Here is a 16,747-nt window from a genome sequence, read left to right on the forward strand (position 1 = left end):
CACTCCGAGCCTGCCTCGCGGCCGGTACGGGGTGAACCGAATGGGAATACTACCGGTCCGTGACCGGAGGCCCAAATCGGTGGTCGAGCGCGGCCGCGAGCTCGTCGAGACGCCGCACCGAGGCGACCTGTTCCGTGGTGCCCCGACCTGCCCGGTCGAGCCACACGGCGCGCAGCCCGGCCGCCTGGGCCCCCAGGACGTCCCACTCCAGGCTGTCGCCCACGCACACGACCTGCGCCGGCTCGACGCCCATGAGGCGGCAGGCCTCGACGTAGACACGACGGTCGGGCTTGCCGAAGCCCAGGGTGTCGGTGGTGACGACCACGTCGAAGCGGTCGGCCAGGTCGAGGACCTCCAGCTTGACCCGGGTGGGCGCCAGGGCGGAGTTGGTGAGCAGGGCCACGGGCAGGCCGAGCCGGTCGGCCGCCTCGAGCAGCTCGGGCACGTCGGGGAAGAGCCGCTGCGCGCCGCGGAAGGCCGGGGCGTAGGCGTCCTCGAACGACCGGTGGGCGTCTGCCGGGACCTCGAGCCCGTAGGCCGTCGCGACCTCGGCGAGCCGCCCTGCACGCATGTCATCGAAGGCCACCTCGCCGGAGGCGTAACGGGGAAACCACCGCCCGGGGTCGTCGTAGTAGCGCTGGGCCATGGCCCGGTGGTCGTCGGTGCGGTGCGGCCAGATCGCGGCCGCCGCCCGGGTGCCCGCCGTGACCATCGCCTCCTGGGTGTCGACGATGGTGTCGTCGACGTCGAGCAGCACCGCCCTCACGTCTTCGAGGACCGCCTCGAGGCGTGTGCCGTTCACCGGCCGCCCTGCCCCAGGCCGAACAGTGGGAGCGCGGGCGGCACGCCGTCGACGACGACGTCGTGCGCGAGGCCCGAGGCCGACCAGGCCGGAGCCTCCAGACGCACGTGCTGCAAGGTCTCCCCCGAGTGCTCGAGAACCGTGCGATGCGTGTCGCGGTAGCCCAGTGCCCGCGAGACCCCGAGGGAGCCACCGTTGCCCACGACGGCCGAGCTGACCGCGGCGACGGCGCCCAGGTGTCCGAACGCCAGGGCCAGCACCGCGGCCCGCATCTGCTTGCCCAGCCCCCTGCCCCGCGCCGTGGCGACGAGCCAGCTGGACGAGTCGACGATGCGCTCGGACGTCCAGTCGGGGCCCTCCAGCCACTGGACACCGACGCACTCCCCGGCGGAGCGCGCGACGAACGGCAGCGCCCAGTCGTCGGGCGACCACATGCCGAGCGCGCGCCAGTACCCCTGGGCCAGCACGGCGCGGCGGTTCGCGGGGTCGTCGAGACCGGCATACCTCGTGGCGTGCGGGTTGAGCTCGAGGTCGGCCGGCAGGACACGCGCCAGGACCGACAGGTCGCCCTCCGTCATGACCCGGAGGTCGAGGTCGGTCGTGCGCAGCCGGATGCCGTGCAGCGGCCAGACGCGAGTGGTGCCGTGGTCGTCCACGTGGGTTCCGGACACGTCCTCAGAGCGAGTCGCGGAGCGATCGCAGGCGGTTCAGCGTCGACGTCTTGCCGAGGATCTCCATGGACTCGAAGAGCGGCGGCGAGATGCGCTGACCCGACACCGCGGTGCGCAGCGGGCCGAACGCGAAGCGCGGCTTGATGCCGAGACCCTCGACGATCGCCGTGCGCAGCGCCTCCTCGATGGCGGCGGCGTTCCAGGCGCTGCCGGTGCCGAGGACGCCCTCACCGTGGTCGTCGATGTCGCCGAGGACGCGCAGCGCCGCGTCGAGCACCTCGCCCGCGTCGTCCTTGAGCTGGCCCCTGGCGTCGTCGTGGATCTCGAGCTGGTCGTCGGCGACGAAGAACGGGCCGACGAGGGCCGGCGCCTCGGTGAGCAGCGCCATGCGGGTCTGGATGAGCTCGGCGACGGCCTTGAGTCGCGCGAGCTCGCCGAGCGACTGGGTCTCACCGAGGATGCCGGCCTCCACGAGGTAGGGCAGCAGCCGGCTCGCGAACTCGCCCACCTCGAGAGCGCGGATGTGGACGCCGTTGAGCCACTCGAGCTTCTTGAGGTCGAAGATCGGCCCGATGGGGTTGACCTTCGCCCAGTCGAACGTGCGGCTGAACTCCTCGAACGTGAAGACCTCGACGTCGGCGCCCTCAGCGTCCTGCTGCGGCGGATAGGCCAGCAGCGCAAGGAAGTTCACGAGTGCCTCGGGCAGGTAGCCCTGCTCGCGGAACCACGTGAGGCGGGCGGCAGGGTTCTTGCGCTTGGAGATCTTGGACTTGTCGGTGTTGCGCAGCAGCGGCATGTGGGCGAACTGCGGCGGCTCGAGCCCCAGCCAGCGGTAGAGCAGGACGTGCTTCGGCGTCGAGCTGATCCACTCCTCGCCACGCACGACGTGGGTGATGCCCATCTCGTGGTCGTCGACGACGACGGCCAGGTGGTAGGTCGGGAACCCGTCGGCCTTGAGGATCACCTGGTCGTCGGGTCGGGGCGCCGACACCTTGCCGCGGATGACGTCGTCGAAGACGAGCGGCACGTCGTCGGGCACGAGCATGCGTACGACCGGCGTCTCGGTGAAGCCGGGCAGCTCGGCGCGCTCCTCGCGGGTCTTGCCGACGCAGAGGCGGTCGTAGCCGGTGGGCTGCTTGGTCTTCTGCTGGATCTCGCGCATCTGGTCGAGGCGCTCCTTGGAGCACCAGCAGTGGTAGGCGTGCCCGTCGGCGATGAGCCGGTCGACGTACGGGCGGTAGGTGTCGAGCCGCTCGCTCTGGCGGTAGGGCGCGAACGGCCCACCGATGTCGGGGCCCTCGTCCCAGTGCAGCCCGAGCCACGCGAGGGTGTCGTAGAGCTGGGCCTCGGAGTCCTCGCGGAACCGGGCGCGGTCGGTGTCCTCCACGCGCAGGACGAACTGCCCACCCTGCTGGCGCGTGAAGGCGAGGTTGAAGAGCGACATGTACGCGGTGCCGACGTGCGGGTCGCCGGTCGGGCTCGGCGCGACGCGGGTGCGCACCGGGCCGCTGCCGTCGGACGTGCTGCGCCGGGGCTGCCCTGCCCCGCGCACCTCGACCTGCACGTCACCCGAGTCGGACCCGGGGAGGGAACTGGACGGCATACCTGCTGTGTTGTCGCTCATGGTGCGAACAGCCTAGTGGCCGCAGCGAGTCGGGCCGCCTCGGCGGTCAGCGCCTGACGAAGGTGTTGGTCAGGGACCCAATGCCACCGATCTCGACCGTCACCTGCTGGCCGGCCTCGACGAGCCCGACGCCGGCCGGGGTGCCGGTCAGGATGACGTCGCCGGGAAGCAGCGTGAAGGCGGCAGAGGCGTACTCGATGATCTTCGCGATGCCGTGGATCATGTCCGCGGTCGTGCCGTCCTGCTTCACGTCGCCGTCGAGCGTCGTGACGATGGACAGGTCGGTCGGGTCGAGCTCGGTCTCGACCCACGGGCCGAGGGGGCAGCTCGTGTCGAAGCCCTTGGCCCGGGCCCACTGCCCGTCGGTGCGCTGCCAGTCGCGGGCCGTGACGTCGTTGGCGATGGTGTAGCCGTAGATGCACTCCGTGGCGTTCTCGGCCTTGACGCCCTTCGTGATCGTCTTGATGACGACGGCCAGCTCACCCTCGTAGGAGACCTCGCCGCTGCCGGCCGGCAGCACCACCGGGTCGAACGGCCCGATGACGGCGGTGTTCGGCTTGAAGAACATCATCGGCTCGGCCGGCGCCTCGCCACCCATCTCCTTGGCGTGGTCGGCGTAGTTCTTGCCGATGGCCACCACCTTGGAGCGCGGGATGACGGGCGCGAGGAGGCGGACGTCCTCGAGCATGACGGGAGGCTGCCCGCTGGGCTGCAGGCCCACGTAGAGCGGATCACCCGCGAGCGGCGTGATGACCTCGCTGCCCGGGTCGCCCTGGACGATGCCGTATGCCGGGTCGTCCCCGGTCGTGTACCTCGCGATGCGCACGGCCCCACCCTAGCCACAGGGCCAGGCGGGCACCGACCGCGTCCGACCGTCATCCGACCGGGCCCGCCCCCGCTCGCGGTCGTCGACGGGTCGAGGTCAGAAGGTGCGCCGCAGGCGCAGGTCGAGTGGCCGCCCGTCGGGGTCGTAGACGAGGCGGTAGAGCGGGTCGGCCCACAGGCGGGTGAGCCGGCTCTGCTCCGGGTCGTCGAGCGGACGCAGCCGGCCCGGCGGTCGGGTCGCTGGTGTGCCGGCGTCGGCGCCCTGCCGCCAGGACTCCAGGGCGTGGGCACTCGCGGCGTACGCGTCGAAGTGGTCCTCGAGGGCCAGCTGGCCGCCGGTGCCGAGGTGCTCGCGGGCGAGCTCCTGGCGCAGCCCGCGGGCGAAGTCCCGGTGCACCACGGCCGCGGACAGCTCGGAGTCGTGGGTCCACGAGCGCCGGTTGAGGTTGTCGGAGCCGACCGTGACCCACTCGTCGTCCACGACGCACACCTTGGCGTGGACGTAGACGGGCGTGCCGGCCGGGTTCTCGATGCCGTACACGCCGACCCGCCCGGGAGCGGCCGCGTGCAGCTCGTCGAGAAGCCGCGCCCGGCTCACGAGGTTGGGAGCGCGGCTCACGGCGCCGTCCTGGTCGGGCTGGTGCGGGAGGACGGCGACGAGACGCAGGTCAGGCGCCCGTCGCAGGGTCGCGACGAGGAGCGCGCAGACCTCGGCGGACCACAGGTACTGGTCCTCGACGTAGACCAGGTGCCTGGCCCTGGAGAGCGCCTTGGCGTAGCCACGCGCCACGCTCCTCTCCCCGCGTGGTGCGAACGGGTAGCCACCGAGACGACGACCGTAGGTGCGCAGCAGCTGGACCGGATGGTCGCCCGTCGGGGCGGGGTCGGGCGACTGCGGCGGCAGGGGGCGGCGGCGCGGCCGGTCGCCGCGCGCGGCGTCGAACGCCAGTCGGACGGGCGATCGGGTGAGCGCGTGCGGGTCGTCCCACCGCTCGCGGAAGACCGTCTCGACGTCACCCACGACCGGGCCGGTCAGCGCGAGCTGGACGTCGTGCCACGGGGGTCGCGAGCCGTAGACGCCGGCCATGGACTGCGGCTGCGGGTCGCCGGCGTGGTCGGCGTCGTCGCGGCGGCTGTGGCACAGGTCGATGCCGCCGAGGAACGCGATGTCGAGCTCCGGCCTGCCGGGGTGCCGCAGGACGACGAACTTCTGGTGGTGGGAGCCACCGAGGCGCACCCGCATGTCGAGGTAGCACTCACCGCCGGCCGCGTTGACGTGCTCGCCCAGGTGGCGGTTCTCGTCGGCGGAGAACGCCAGCCGGTCCCAGTGCGATCGCCAGACCAGCCCGCGCACGTCGACCCCGCGCCGAGCGGCGTCGGCGAAGAGCCGGGCAACCTCACTGCCCGGCTCTTCCGTCAACCGCTCGTCGGGGTCACCGCGCCAGTCGACGAACAGCAGCAGGTCCCCGGAACGCATCGCCGCAACCCGTTCGGTGAGCGCCGCGAAGTACGCCTTGCCGTGGATCAGCGGTGTCACCGAGTTGCCCTCGCTCCAGGCGCGGCCGCCGGGATGGCGCGCATCGAGGCGCGTCCACGGGTTGCCCCGTTCGTGGGCTGTGAGGAACCACTCGTCGGCGACCACGGACCGAGCGTATGCCGTGGCGCGGGCGCGGCGAGGTCAGCGCGGCCAGAGGATGGTGACGTCGGCCGGGGAGCCGGGTGCGCCGCTGCGGCGCGTGCGGTACTCCGGCACGCCGACGCACGTCCACAGCAGACCCGCGACGTCCTCCCCGAGGAGGCCCGCGAGGTCTGAGTCGCGGAACGTCATGCCCGACGCGGCCGCGCCCAACGCGTACGCCATGAGGTGCAGCCGGCCCTCCACGAGACCCGCGAGCAGCTGGGCGTCGCGGTAGTCGTGGTCGTCGAGGTCGGCGAGCCGCGTGCCGCTCATGGCGACGAAGGCGGCATCGTGCGCGAGTCCCTGCTCGAGGGCGGCGCCGAACAGCTCATCGCGCACCTGCAGCTCCCCGAGTGGCCGCTGCGGGGCGTCGACGTCGGGCCAGCGGGCGACCCCGGTCGGCACGCCCTCGACGCCGCTCACCCCGACCCAGTGCGGGACGGTGACTCCGCGCAGGGCGGTGTGCATCGCGTCGTGGAACACGTCGCGTGGCAGGGTCCGGTCGGCGTGGAGGCGCCGGATCGAGCCCTTGCTCGCGACGACCGCGTCGATGGCGGGACTCGAGCCGCGGTGCGAGAGGTCGGTCGGACCGCCGCGGTCGATCTCGGCACCGAGCTCGCTGCGCTCACCCGCCCGCTGGGCCTGCGTCACGAGCGGGAACTCGAGACCGTCGGAGTCGTGGTGGCCGCTGAGCGCGTCGCCGGTCGGATGGATGCCCGGCGCGCCGGGGCCGAGGGCCACGAGCGCGACCGGGAACTCCCTGACGCCGTCGGCACCCACGAGGGCTGCGACCTCACGGTCGGCGAACGTCGTGAACAGCCGGGCGGGCACGCCGGCGCCGTCAGCCAGGGCGAGCAGCTGGGCCAGCATCGTGCCGGCGTCCCAGTAGATGTGGCGGAACCCCCGTTCGCGGTAACGCCACCCGGTGCGCCACGGGACACCGGTGACGACGACCGTCGGCGCGTCGCCGGAAGGCGGCGGGCCGACCGTGACGAGGGCGTGCGCCTCCGGGTCGTACCAGTGCAGCCCCGGCGCCACGTCGCCGGCGAGGACGTCGCGGTCGACCCCGCGCGGCACCGCGACGTAGAGCTCCAGGGGGAAGCGTGCTCCGGCCGAGCCGGAGGCCCGGAAGAGGAAGAGGCCATCGGGTCGCTGCGTGCGGCGCGTCACGCCCGACGACAGGTAGAGCAGTCGCGCGAGGCCGGCGAGGTCGAGGCGGCTGGTGGTCACGGCGGCGGTGCCGGCGAGCACGGCGGTGGCCGGCGCCGTGGCGGCGGGCAGCTCCTGCGGCAGGAGCGTGCGCTGCAGGTCGTCGTCGTAGGCCTTGTACCAGGCAGGGCGCCGGGTCAGGTCGTTCGGCACGAGGTCCTGCACGAGGCGGTCGTCGTCGGGCACCTCGGTCCACTCGCGCTCGTGGGAGTAGCAGGTGAGCCGGTGCAGCAGGTGGGTGGGCCGTTCGGCGTCCGGAGCCATGGGCCCATCCTGCTCCGGCGCGTCCGCGCGTGGCAGGTCTGCCGCGCGCCATCACCTACCCTCGTGGGGTGCGGGTGCTGGGTGAGCCGGAGTGGCGTGAGCGCACCGCGACCCACGAGACGCGGGTCGCGGCGGCCACCTCCGCGCACCTCGAGCGCCGGCGCGACCACCGGAAGCACCCCGTGGAGGACTTCCTCTTCACCTACTACTCCTACAAGCCCGCCCAGCTGCGCCGCTGGCACCCGGGCGCCGGGGTCGCCCTGGCCGGCGGGGTGCGCGCGCCGCACCGCGACTGGCGGTTCTACGTCGTCGACGGCGACCACGCGCGGCTCGACGGCGACGCGTTCGTGGCCGCGCGCGGCGACACGCTGCGCTTCGTGCGCGACCTGCTCGAGCGCACCGCCGGCCGGCCGGCACGCTTCGGCTGCTTCGGCCTCCACGAGTGGGCCATGGTGTACCGGCTGGGCGCCACGGACGTGCGCCACTCGGGCTGGCCGCTTCGGCTCGGGGCCGAGGGCACCGACGCCGTCGTCGAGAGCCACCAGATCGCGTGCTCGCACTTCGACGCGTACCGCTTCTTCACCTCCGAGGCCGTGCAGCGCAACGCCCTGCGGCCGACCCGCGAGAGCCAGGCCGACCTCGAGCAGCCCGGCTGCCTCCACGCCGGCATGGACCTCTACAAGTGGGCGCACAAGCTCGTCCCCGCGGTGTCGAGCGACCTCGTCATGGACTGTTTCGAGCTGGCCCGCGACATCCGCTCCCTCGACATGCGCGCGGCACCGTACGACCTGCGCGAGCTCGGCTACGAGCCGGTGCGCATCGAGACGCCCGAGGGCAAGGCGCAGTACGCCGCCGAGCAGCGTGCCTTCTCGGTGCGGGGCCAGGCGCTCAGGCAGCGCCTCGTCGAGGTCGTCGACCGCCTCGTCGCTCGCGAGCCTGCCGTGACCAGCCCGTGAGAGGGGCGTCCCAAGTTCCTCGTTTTCGCACGTATCACCGCGGGGATGAGCCACTCTGATGGATGTCGGCGAAGGTTCCACGGCACGCGCGCCGGCGATGCCACCCCTCGGGGGTGGTGCTGGGCGGGGCCTGGGCCGCCCAGCACTTTCGCGCCCGTCGACGTCAGGTCGCGGCGCCGAGGCCCCGCACGATGACGGCCAGACCGACCTCGAACGCCTTGGCCTCCGAGGTTGAGTCGGGCGCCGGCAGCTCGGGGTCGATGTGAGCTGCGAGCGCCCGGTTCTGTTGTGCTGCAACGGAACCCAGGATGTGATGGACGACCAGGACCGCCACGTCGTCGCGCTCGGAGGCCGTCGCGCCGGCCTCGTGGACCAGCCGCGCTAGGTCGCGCAGTGCACGTGCGGCACCCGGCTCGACGGCATACGCCAGGCCGACGACGTCGGCGGCGTCGGGCACCTGGACCAGGGCCTCCCGGATCGCGACGGCGAGCCCAGCGAGGGCCTCGGGCGCGGGCCGGTCGGTCGGCACCGGCGGGATCTCGGCGAGCAGCACGTCGGCCACCTCCACGAGCAGCTCCTGCTTGTTCGCGACGTGCCAGTAGAGGGCCCCGGGCGCCACGCCCAGCTCTCGCGCCAGCCGCCGCATCGACAGGTCGCCCAAGCCGTAGCGGCGCAGCAGGTCGACGGCCGTCGCGACGACCTGCTCCCGGCTGAGCGCCACGCGATCCCCCGTCCTCGGCGAGCGGGCCGCACCACGGACCCGCGTTGACAGCCGAGCCTAGCGACTCGGCATACTGAACGCCGTTCAAGTTGAACACCGTTCAACACCGCGCGCAAGGAGCCTGCATGACCCGCCGTCCCGACGACCTCGCCGACGCCGTCCTGGCCGGCATCCCCGCCACCCCGCAGGATGCCCTCGACGTCCTGGCCACCGGCGACGACGAGCTGCTCTCCCTCGTCGCAGCGGCGGCACGCCTGCGGCGCAGGCACTTCGGCAACACGGTCAAGGTCAACTACCTCGTCAACCTCAAGTCCGGACTCTGCCCCGAGGACTGCCACTACTGCTCCCAGCGCCTCGGCTCGCAGGCCGACATCCTCAAGTACACCTGGCTCAAGCCCGACGAGGCCGTCGAGCAGGCGGCTGCCGGGCTGCGCGGCGGGGCGACGCGCATCTGCATGGTCTCGAGCGGGCGCGGCCCGACCGACCGCGACGTCGACCGGGTGGCCGGCATGGTGGGCGCGCTCAAGCAGGAGCACCCCGACGTCGAGGTCTGCGCGTGCCTCGGGCTGCTCAAGGACGGCCAGGCCGAGCGTCTGCGTGCGGCCGGCGTCGACGCGTACAACCACAACATCAACACCGCCGAGTCACACCACGACGACATCGTCACGAGCCACACGTACGCCGACCGCGTCGACACCGTGACCAAGGCGAAGGACGCCGGGCTGTCCCCCTGCTCGGGGCTGATCGCCGGACTGGGCGAGACCGACGAGCAGCTCGTCGAGGCCCTCTTCGCCCTCCGCGACCTCGGTTCCGACTCCATCCCCGTCAACTTCCTCATGCCCTTCGACGGGACGCCGCTCGAGGGCACGTGGGAGCTCACGCCCGGACGCTGCCTGCGCATCCTGGCGATGGCCCGGTTCGTCTGTCCCGACAAGGAGATCCGCATCGCCGGTGGCCGTGAGATGCACCTGCGGTCGCTCCAGGGCCTCGCGCTGCACGTCGCCAACTCGATCTTCCTCGGCGACTACCTCACGTCGGAGGGGCAGGCGGCCGAGGCCGACCTCGAGCTCATCCACGACCACGGTTTCGTCGTCCTCGGCGCCCGGCCCGACGGCGGGCCGACGCACGCGACCGGCACCCACGACCCCACCAAGCGCCGGCGTGGTGCCGGCACCGACGTGCCCGCCAATGCCTGAGACCGCCGGCACCGCCCTGGCAGCCCGCGACCGCGGGCTCGTCTGGCACCCGTACGCCCCGCTCGACGGACCCGAGCCGTATGCCGTCGAACGGGCCTGCGGGGTGCGCCTGTCCCTCGCGGCTCCCGACGGCGAGACCTTCGAGGCCGTCGACGCGATGGCCTCGTGGTGGTGCGCGGTGCACGGCTACCGCCACCCGGCACTCGACGCGGCCGCGCACGAGCAGGTCGACCGCTTCAGCCACGTGATGTTCGGGGGCCTGACCCACGAGCCCGCCGTCAGCCTGGCTGAACGGTTGACCGCGGTCGCGCCCGGCCCCATGGCGCACGTCTTCTACGCCGACTCCGGTTCGGTGTCCGTCGAGGTCGCTCTCAAGCTGTCACTGCAGTACCAGGCCGCGCAGGGCCGACCCGGCAGGCAACGGTTCCTCACGGTGCGCGGTGGCTACCACGGCGACACCTTCGCCGCCATGAGCGTGTGCGACCCGGTCGACGGCATGCACTCCGCGTTCCCCGGCGCCCTGGCCCGGCAGGTGTTCGCACCCAGGCCGCCCGCGGCCCGCCTCCTTGTCTCTCCTGAGGGTGAGGAGCGTTGGGAGACCGACGAGTCCGCGCTCGAGGCGTGGACCGTCGCGGTCGACGAGTTGGCGGCGACCCACTCCGACGAGCTGGCCGCCATCATCGTGGAGCCGGTGCTGCAGGGTGCGGGCGGCATGCACGTCTACCACCCCGACTGCCTGCGCGAGCTCCGTCGCGTGGCCGACGAGCACGGGCTGCTGCTCGTCGTCGACGAGATCGCGACCGGGTTCGGACGCACCGGCCGGCTCTTCGCCTCCGAGTGGGCCGGCGTCTCCCCCGACGTCATCTGCGTCGGAAAGGCGCTCACCGGCGGATACCTCACTCTCGCAGCAGTGCTCACCACCCGTCACGTCGGTGACGCGATCACCCGGTCCGAGTTCAGGGCGCTGCTCCACGGCCCCACGTTCATGGCCAACCCGCTGGCCTGCGCCGTCGCGAACGCCTCCCTGTCGCTCGTGGAACAGGGCTGGAAGGACGACGTGCCACGGGTCGGCCGCCTGCTGCAGGAGCACCTCCTGCCGGCCGCCGACCTTCCCGCCGTCGCGGACGTGCGCACCCTCGGCGCGGTCGGGGTCGTCCAGCTCGGATCCCCGGTCGACGTGGCGGCCGTGACCCGGGCCGCCCTGCGACGCGGCGTGTGGCTGCGCCCGTTCCGAGACCTCGTCTACACGATGCCGCCCTACGTCTGCACCGACGACGACGTCCGCACCATCGCCGACGCGATCGTCGGCGCCGTCTGGGAGGTCCACGGGTGAGCGACGTCTGGGGCTCGTGGCTGCGGGAGCGCGCCGAGCTGCGCGCCGAGCGCGGCGTCGAGCGGTTCGACCCGGTGCTGCGGCTCGGCGGTCGCCTGCCGGGCGGGCACGACGCCCTCGACCTCGCCTCCAACGACTACCTCGGGCTGGCGCGTGACGAGCGGGTCGTCGCCGCCGCCCACGATGCCCTGGACCGCTACGGGGCCTCGGCGACCGCCAGTCGCCTCGTGACCGGCACCCTCCCCGTCCACCGTGACCTCGAGGCGGCCCTGTGTCGCCTCACCGGGCAGCCCAGCGCCCTCGCCTTCTCGACCGGGTACGCCGCCAACCTCGGGGTGCTGACGGCGCTGAGCGGGCGCGGGGCCGAGATCCTGCTCGACGCGCACGCCCACGCCTCCCTGCACGACGCGGCCCGGATGTCACGCGTGCCCTACGCGACGTTCGCCCACAACGACGCCGTCGACCTGGACCGGGAGCTGGCAGCACGCCCCGGGCGACGGGTCGTGGTCGCCGTGGAGTCGATCTACTCGGTGCTCGGCGACGCCGCCCCGCTGACCACCCTGGTCGAGGTCTGCCGGCGGCACGACGCCCTGCTCGTCGTCGACGAGGCGCACGGCATAGGCGTTGCCGGCCGGGGGCGCGGGCTGGTCCACTCGCTCGGGCTCGTCGGGGCCACCGACGTCGTGGTCACGATGACGCTCTCGAAGGCCCTCGGGTCCCAGGGTGGCGCCGTGCTGGGCTCCACGGCCCTGCGCAACCACCTGGTCAACACCGCGCGGTCGTTCATCTTCGACACCGGCCTGGCACCGGCGGCCGCGGGGGCGGCCACGACGGCCGCGGACCTCGTCGTGACCGACCCGTCCCTCGCGGACGCGGTGCGCGCCAACGCGCAGGTCATCGCCAGCCTGTGCGGCGTCGAGCAGTCCGCGGGCGCCGTGCAGTCGCTGCCCATGCCGTCACCCGAGGCGGCCGTGGCGGCCTGCCTCGACCTGCGGGCCGAGGGTGTCCTCGTCGGCTGCTTCCGGCCGCCGAGCGTCCCGGACGGCGTGTCGCGACTTCGTGTCACGGCAAGGGCCGACGTGACCGGTGAGGACCTGCTCCAGGCCGCCGGGCGGGTCGCCCGGGTCGCCCGGGTCGCACGGCAGCGCGCACCGCGACCCGAAGGTGGCGCCGCCGTCGAGAGGTCACGGGCGGTGGACGCTCCCTCCACCGCCCGTGGCCTCCCGACGGTCGCGGCGGTCGAGGGCCCGCAGGACCCGGCGTCCTCGTCGCCGCTCGCCCAGGTCCCACCCCACGACACCGATGGGTGAGCCGCGGCTGCCGGCGGTCGTCGTCGTCACCGGCACCGACACCGACGTGGGAAAGACCGTCGTCACGGCGGCGGTCGTCGCCCTGCTCGTCGGGGTGGGGCTGCGCGTCACGGCCTACAAGCCGACCCAGACCGGGGTGGCACCCGGCGAGTCCGGCGACATGGGCGAGGTCGAGCGACTGACCGGCGTCCCCACGTCGGAGGGGACGAGACTGCGCGCCCCCATGGCGCCCCGCCCCGCGGCGCGACTCGAGGGCGCAGCCCTGCCGACGCTCGCGGACCACGTCGACATCATCAGCGACCTGAGCGCCGGCCATGACGTCGTGGTCGTCGAGGGAGCAGGCGGCCTCCTCGTCGAACTGACCGACGACGGCGAGACGCTCGCCGACCTGGCCGCGGCCCTGCCGGACAGCGGCGCGGTGCTCGTGGTGCGGAGCGCGCTCGGCACACTCAACCACACGATGCTGACCCGAGAGGCCTTGTCGCACAGGTCGATCCGGCTGCTCGGCCTGGTGCTGGGCGCCTGGCCGAGCCACCCCGACATGATCGAGACGACGAATCTCGACTACCTCTCAGCCCTGCCCGAAGGTCTGCTCGGTCAGGTGCCGCGCGGTGCACCTGCCCTGTCCCCGGACGTCTTCCGGGGAGAGGCACCCACCTGGTTGCCGGGGCTGACCGGGATGGCCGAGAGTGCCGCGACGGCTCAGCGGCGCGGCACGCCCTGACGCAGGAGACCGTGGACGATGCCGTCGGTGAGGGCTCGCCACGACGCCGCGAGGATCGAGCCTGCGACCCCGATGGTGTCCCACGACGTCTCGCCGTCGGAGGTCTCGATGAGCACGCGGGTCACGGCGTCGGTGCCGTGCGACGCGTCGAGGATGCGCACCTTGAAGTCGATGAGCTCGATCTTCTCGATCTCGGGGTAGGCGCGGCTCAGGGCCTCGCGCAGCGCGTGGTCGAGGGCGTTGACCGGCCCGTTGCCCTCGCCGGTGGCGATGAGCCGCGAACCGTCGGCGCGCAGCTTCACGGTCGCCTCGGATGTCGCGTCTCCCTCGCCCGAGGAGTCGGTGATGACGCGCCACGACTCGACCTCGAAATAGTCGGTGCAGCCCGGCTCGAGCGCCTCGCGGAGCATCAGCTCGACCGTGGCGTCGGCGGCGTCGAAGGTCCAGCCGCGCAGCTCGAGGTCCTTGACCTCGGCCAGCACCCGCGCCACGACGTCGGGACGCTCGGACAGGTCGAGCCCGGCCTCCCGGGCCTTGAGCTCGATGCTGGCCCGCCCGGCCATGTCGGAGACGAGGGTGCGCATGCCGTTGCCGACGAGCGCGGGGTCCATGTGCTGGTAGAGGTCGGGGTCGACCTTGAGCGCGCTCGCGTGCAGACCCGCCTTGTGGGCGAACGCGCTGGCGCCCACGTAGGGCTGGCGGCTGTAGGCCGGGACGTTGGTGACCTCGCTGATCGCGTGGGCGATGTGCATGGCCCGCCGGAACGAGTCGACCTCCATCGCATCCAGCCCGAGCTTGAACTGCAGGTTGGCGGCGACGGTCAGCAGGTCGGCGTTGCCGGTGCGCTCGCCGTAGCCGTTGACGGTGCCCTGCACGTGGGTCGCGCCGGCCCGCACCGCCGCGACCGAGTTGGCCGCCGCACAGCCGGTGTCGTTGTGGCAGTGCGCCCCGACGCGCGCGCCGGTGGTGGCGATGACGTCGGTGACGACCTGCTCGACCTGGTGCGGCAGCATGCCGCCGTTGGTGTCGCAGAGCACGACGACCTCGGCACCGGCCTCGTGCGCCGTGCGGACGACGGAGAGCGCGTAGTCGCGGTCGAGGTGCCAGCCGTCGAAGAAGTGCTCGCAGTCGAGGAAGACGCGGCGGCCCTGTGCGACGAGGTACGAGACGGTGTCGCGCACCATCTCGAGGTTCTCCTCGAGGGTCGTCCTGAGGGCACGCTCGACGTGGCCCGTGTGCGACTTCGCGACGAGGCAGACGACCGATGCGCCCGAGTCGACGAGGGCCTGCACCAGGGGGTCCTGCGCGGCGGCCCCGCCGGCCTTGCGGGTGGCCCCGAAGGCGGCGAGGGTCGCGCGGCGGAGATGGAGCTCCTGACGGGCCCGCTCGAAGAACTCGGTGTCCTTCGGGTTCGCGCCCGGCCAGCCCCCCTCGATGAAGTCCACCCCGAGGTCGTCGAGCAGTCCGGCGATGGCCAGCTTGTCCGACACCGAGAGGTTGAGACCTTCCTGCTGGGCGCCGTCGCGCAGGGTGGTGTCGTAAACGTGCAGGGCATCCATGGCCTTCATTGTCCTTGATCCAGGGGGCGGGTCCATGTGGCCGCTCGGTCCTCGGTCCCATTCATCTGGTGCCGCTCGGCCCGGTGTGGCTCTGCAGCGGTCTCCGTGGCTCGTGGCCGGGAAACAAAAAGACCCCCCGGGGACGGGAGGTCTGCGCGACGAGAGGTGTTCTCGTCGCGCTAGCTGATAATGAGCGTGCTCGTGGCAAGCCGGGAAGCGGTCACGGGATCAGGGTGGCAGGGGCGCTCGCCCAGCGAAACCGCGGGTCCGCCATGTGGACCGGGCACTCGCCCCACGTCCCGACGCGCGAGCGTCAGCCGCGCGTTCTCCCCCGCCCGGCGGCATACGCCCCCGCTGCCGCGACGAGGGCGTGGAAGAGCCGGGCGTCGTCGCCCACCTCGGGGTGCCACTGCACGGCGAGCCGGAAGGCAGCCCGGGGGTCCTCCATCGCCTCGAGCGTGCCGTCGTCGGCCCACGCCGAGGGCGCGTAGCCGGGATGGGTGAGCACCGACTGGTGGTGGTAGCTCGGCACGTCGGCGCCGTCGCCGAGGATGCCGGCCAGCCGGGTGCCCGGGACGGTGCGCACGTGGTGGTTGCCGTAGGTCGCCGGAGCGGGCGAGTGCAGGTTGTGACCCACACGGTCGGGAACGTGCTGCTCGAGCACTCCCCCGGCCGCCACGGCCATGACCTGCATGCCGCGGCAGATCCCGAGCAGCGGCACGTCGAGCGCCGCCGTCGCGTGGGCGAGCGCGAGCTCGGTCGTGTCACGGTCGGGCCGCGAGGCCTGCACCGACGCGTGCCGCTCCTCCGCGTAGAGCTCGGGGGCCACGTCGACGCCGCCGGCGAGGATCACGCCGTCGAGCCGCGCGAGCAGCTCGTGGGCGACCCCGTCGTCGGCGTCCGGCCGCGGCGGCACCACGACCGCGATGCCGCCGGCGTCCTCGACGTGGCCGACGTAGCGGTAGGGCACCAGGGCACCCGGCACGTCGACCCAGCGTCCCCACGACGCCGGCTCGACATAGGCCGTGATGCCGATGACCGGCCGCGCCTCCACCACGACAACCCCCTCAGAGCGGCGTGACGTACGCGCCGGAGATGCCGCCGTCGACGAGGAACGTCGAGGCGGTGATGAAGCTCGACTCGTCGGACGCGAGGAAGAGCACGGCGTTGGCCATCTCCTCGGGCTCGCCGAACCTGCCCATGGGCACGTGCACGAGGCGCCGCGCCGCACGCTCCTCGTCCTTGGCGAAGAGCTCCTGCAGCAACGGGGTGTTCACCGGCCCGGGGCACAGCGCGTTGACCCGCACCCCCTCACGCGCGAACTGGACGCCGAGCTCGCGGCTCATCGACAGTACACCGCCCTTGCTCGCGCTGTAGGAGATCTGCGACGTGGCCGCGCCCATGACCGCGACGAACGAGGCCGTGTTGATGATCGAGCCCTTCTTCTGCTCGAGCATGTAGGGCAGGGCGGCCTTGCAGCACAGGTAGACCGACGTGAGGTTGACCTCCTGCACCTTGCGCCACGCGTCGAGGTCGGTGTCGAGGATCGAGTCGTCCTCGGGCGGGCTGATGCCGGCGTTGTTGAAGGCGATGTCGACCGACCCGTAGATCTCCTTGGCCGTGCGGAAGAGCGCGTCGACGTCCTCCTTGCTCACGACGTCGACGCGCACGAACGTGCCGCCCACCTCCTGCGCGATGCGCGGCCCGTTGGCCTCGTCGAGGTCACCGATGACGACCTTCGCCCCCTCCTCGGCGAACCGCCGCACCGTGGCGAGACCGATGCCGGAGCACCCGCCCGTGATCACCGCGACCTTGCCGTCGAGCCTGCCTGCCATGAGTCCTCTTTCCTTGCCGTCCAATGGGTTTCGTCTGCGT

Annotated in this window: 15 protein-coding genes; 5 read left to right on the forward strand and 10 right to left on the reverse strand. The window is 72.7% G+C overall.

The window, feature by feature from the left end; genetic code table 11:
* Positions 1-49: 49 nt before the first annotated feature.
* The 6 genes from ACFQ2V_RS01205 to ACFQ2V_RS01230 all read right to left on the reverse strand — a co-directional run bounded on the left by ACFQ2V_RS01205 (position 50) and on the right by ACFQ2V_RS01230 (position 7,073).
* Complete coding sequence (locus tag ACFQ2V_RS01205) at positions 50-802, reverse strand: HAD family hydrolase (RefSeq protein ID WP_386050083.1); 753 nt, start codon at positions 800-802, stop codon at positions 50-52.
* Positions 799-1,473 carry a GNAT family N-acetyltransferase gene (locus tag ACFQ2V_RS01210; RefSeq protein ID WP_386050084.1) on the reverse strand — a complete coding sequence of 225 codons (675 nt, stop codon included), beginning with the start codon at positions 1,471-1,473 and terminating at the stop codon, positions 799-801. The genes ACFQ2V_RS01205 and ACFQ2V_RS01210 overlap by 4 nt, the downstream gene beginning before the upstream one ends.
* A 4-nt stretch (positions 1,474-1,477) precedes the next feature.
* Positions 1,478-2,917, reverse strand: a complete 1,440-nt coding sequence (gltX, locus tag ACFQ2V_RS01215; RefSeq protein WP_386051023.1) for a glutamate--tRNA ligase — start codon at positions 2,915-2,917, stop codon at positions 1,478-1,480.
* A gap of 226 nt (positions 2,918-3,143) precedes the next feature.
* A complete protein-coding gene (locus ACFQ2V_RS01220; protein WP_386050085.1) occupies positions 3,144-3,923 on the reverse strand; it encodes a fumarylacetoacetate hydrolase family protein in 780 nt (259 codons plus the stop codon).
* Between the two features lie 96 nt (positions 3,924-4,019).
* Positions 4,020-5,564 (reverse strand): phospholipase D family protein, encoded by a 1,545-nt coding sequence (locus tag ACFQ2V_RS01225; RefSeq protein ID WP_386050086.1) that lies wholly within the window; start codon positions 5,562-5,564, stop codon positions 4,020-4,022.
* A gap of 36 nt (positions 5,565-5,600) precedes the next feature.
* Entirely contained in the window at positions 5,601-7,073 is a 1,473-nt protein-coding gene (locus ACFQ2V_RS01230) for a SagB/ThcOx family dehydrogenase (protein WP_386050087.1), read from the reverse strand.
* A gap of 29 nt (positions 7,074-7,102) precedes the next feature.
* On the opposite strand from ACFQ2V_RS01230, the gene ACFQ2V_RS01235 reads away from it, so the two are divergent.
* Positions 7,103-8,029: a 3-methyladenine DNA glycosylase gene (locus ACFQ2V_RS01235; protein WP_386050088.1), complete on the forward strand. Its 927-nt coding sequence runs from the start codon at positions 7,103-7,105 to the stop codon at positions 8,027-8,029.
* A 163-nt stretch (positions 8,030-8,192) separates the two neighbouring features.
* Here ACFQ2V_RS01235 and ACFQ2V_RS01240 read toward each other — a convergent pair whose 3' ends face one another.
* Positions 8,193-8,750 (reverse strand): TetR family transcriptional regulator, encoded by a 558-nt coding sequence (locus tag ACFQ2V_RS01240; RefSeq protein ID WP_386050089.1) that lies wholly within the window; start codon positions 8,748-8,750, stop codon positions 8,193-8,195.
* A gap of 125 nt (positions 8,751-8,875) precedes the next feature.
* Here ACFQ2V_RS01240 and bioB point away from each other — a divergent pair, with 125 nt between their 5' ends.
* Genes bioB through bioD form a run of 4 tightly spaced genes read left to right on the forward strand, consistent with a single transcriptional unit; the run spans position 8,876 to position 13,313 of the window.
* Positions 8,876-9,946: a biotin synthase BioB gene (gene bioB / locus ACFQ2V_RS01245; protein ID WP_386050090.1), complete on the forward strand. Its 1,071-nt coding sequence runs from the start codon at positions 8,876-8,878 to the stop codon at positions 9,944-9,946.
* Positions 9,939-11,279: an adenosylmethionine--8-amino-7-oxononanoate transaminase gene (bioA, locus tag ACFQ2V_RS01250; RefSeq protein WP_386050091.1), complete on the forward strand. Its 1,341-nt coding sequence runs from the start codon at positions 9,939-9,941 to the stop codon at positions 11,277-11,279. The genes bioB and bioA overlap by 8 nt, the downstream gene beginning before the upstream one ends.
* Positions 11,276-12,589 (forward strand): 8-amino-7-oxononanoate synthase, encoded by a 1,314-nt coding sequence (locus ACFQ2V_RS01255; RefSeq protein ID WP_386050092.1) that lies wholly within the window; start codon positions 11,276-11,278, stop codon positions 12,587-12,589. The genes bioA and ACFQ2V_RS01255 overlap by 4 nt, the downstream gene beginning before the upstream one ends.
* On the forward strand, positions 12,582-13,313 hold the full coding sequence (bioD, locus tag ACFQ2V_RS01260) for a dethiobiotin synthase (RefSeq protein ID WP_386050093.1): 732 nt from the start codon (positions 12,582-12,584) through the stop codon (positions 13,311-13,313). Before ACFQ2V_RS01255 ends, bioD begins: the two co-directional genes overlap by 8 nt.
* On the opposite strand, the gene cimA is transcribed toward bioD, so the two are convergent.
* The 3 genes from cimA to ACFQ2V_RS01275 form a co-directional block, all read right to left on the reverse strand.
* A complete protein-coding gene (gene cimA, locus ACFQ2V_RS01265; protein WP_386050094.1) occupies positions 13,292-14,872 on the reverse strand; it encodes a citramalate synthase in 1,581 nt (526 codons plus the stop codon). The genes bioD and cimA overlap by 22 nt on opposite strands.
* 313 nt (positions 14,873-15,185) lie before the next feature.
* Complete coding sequence (locus ACFQ2V_RS01270) at positions 15,186-15,929, reverse strand: gamma-glutamyl-gamma-aminobutyrate hydrolase family protein (protein ID WP_386050095.1); 744 nt, start codon at positions 15,927-15,929, stop codon at positions 15,186-15,188.
* A gap of 10 nt (positions 15,930-15,939) precedes the next feature.
* A complete protein-coding gene (locus ACFQ2V_RS01275; protein WP_386050096.1) occupies positions 15,940-16,707 on the reverse strand; it encodes a 3-oxoacyl-ACP reductase in 768 nt (255 codons plus the stop codon).
* Positions 16,708-16,747 lie beyond the last annotated feature (40 nt).

Source organism: Terrabacter terrigena (genome assembly GCF_042676085.1).
In the GTDB taxonomy this organism is placed as follows: Bacteria; Actinomycetota; Actinomycetes; order Actinomycetales; family Dermatophilaceae; genus Terrabacter; species Terrabacter terrigena.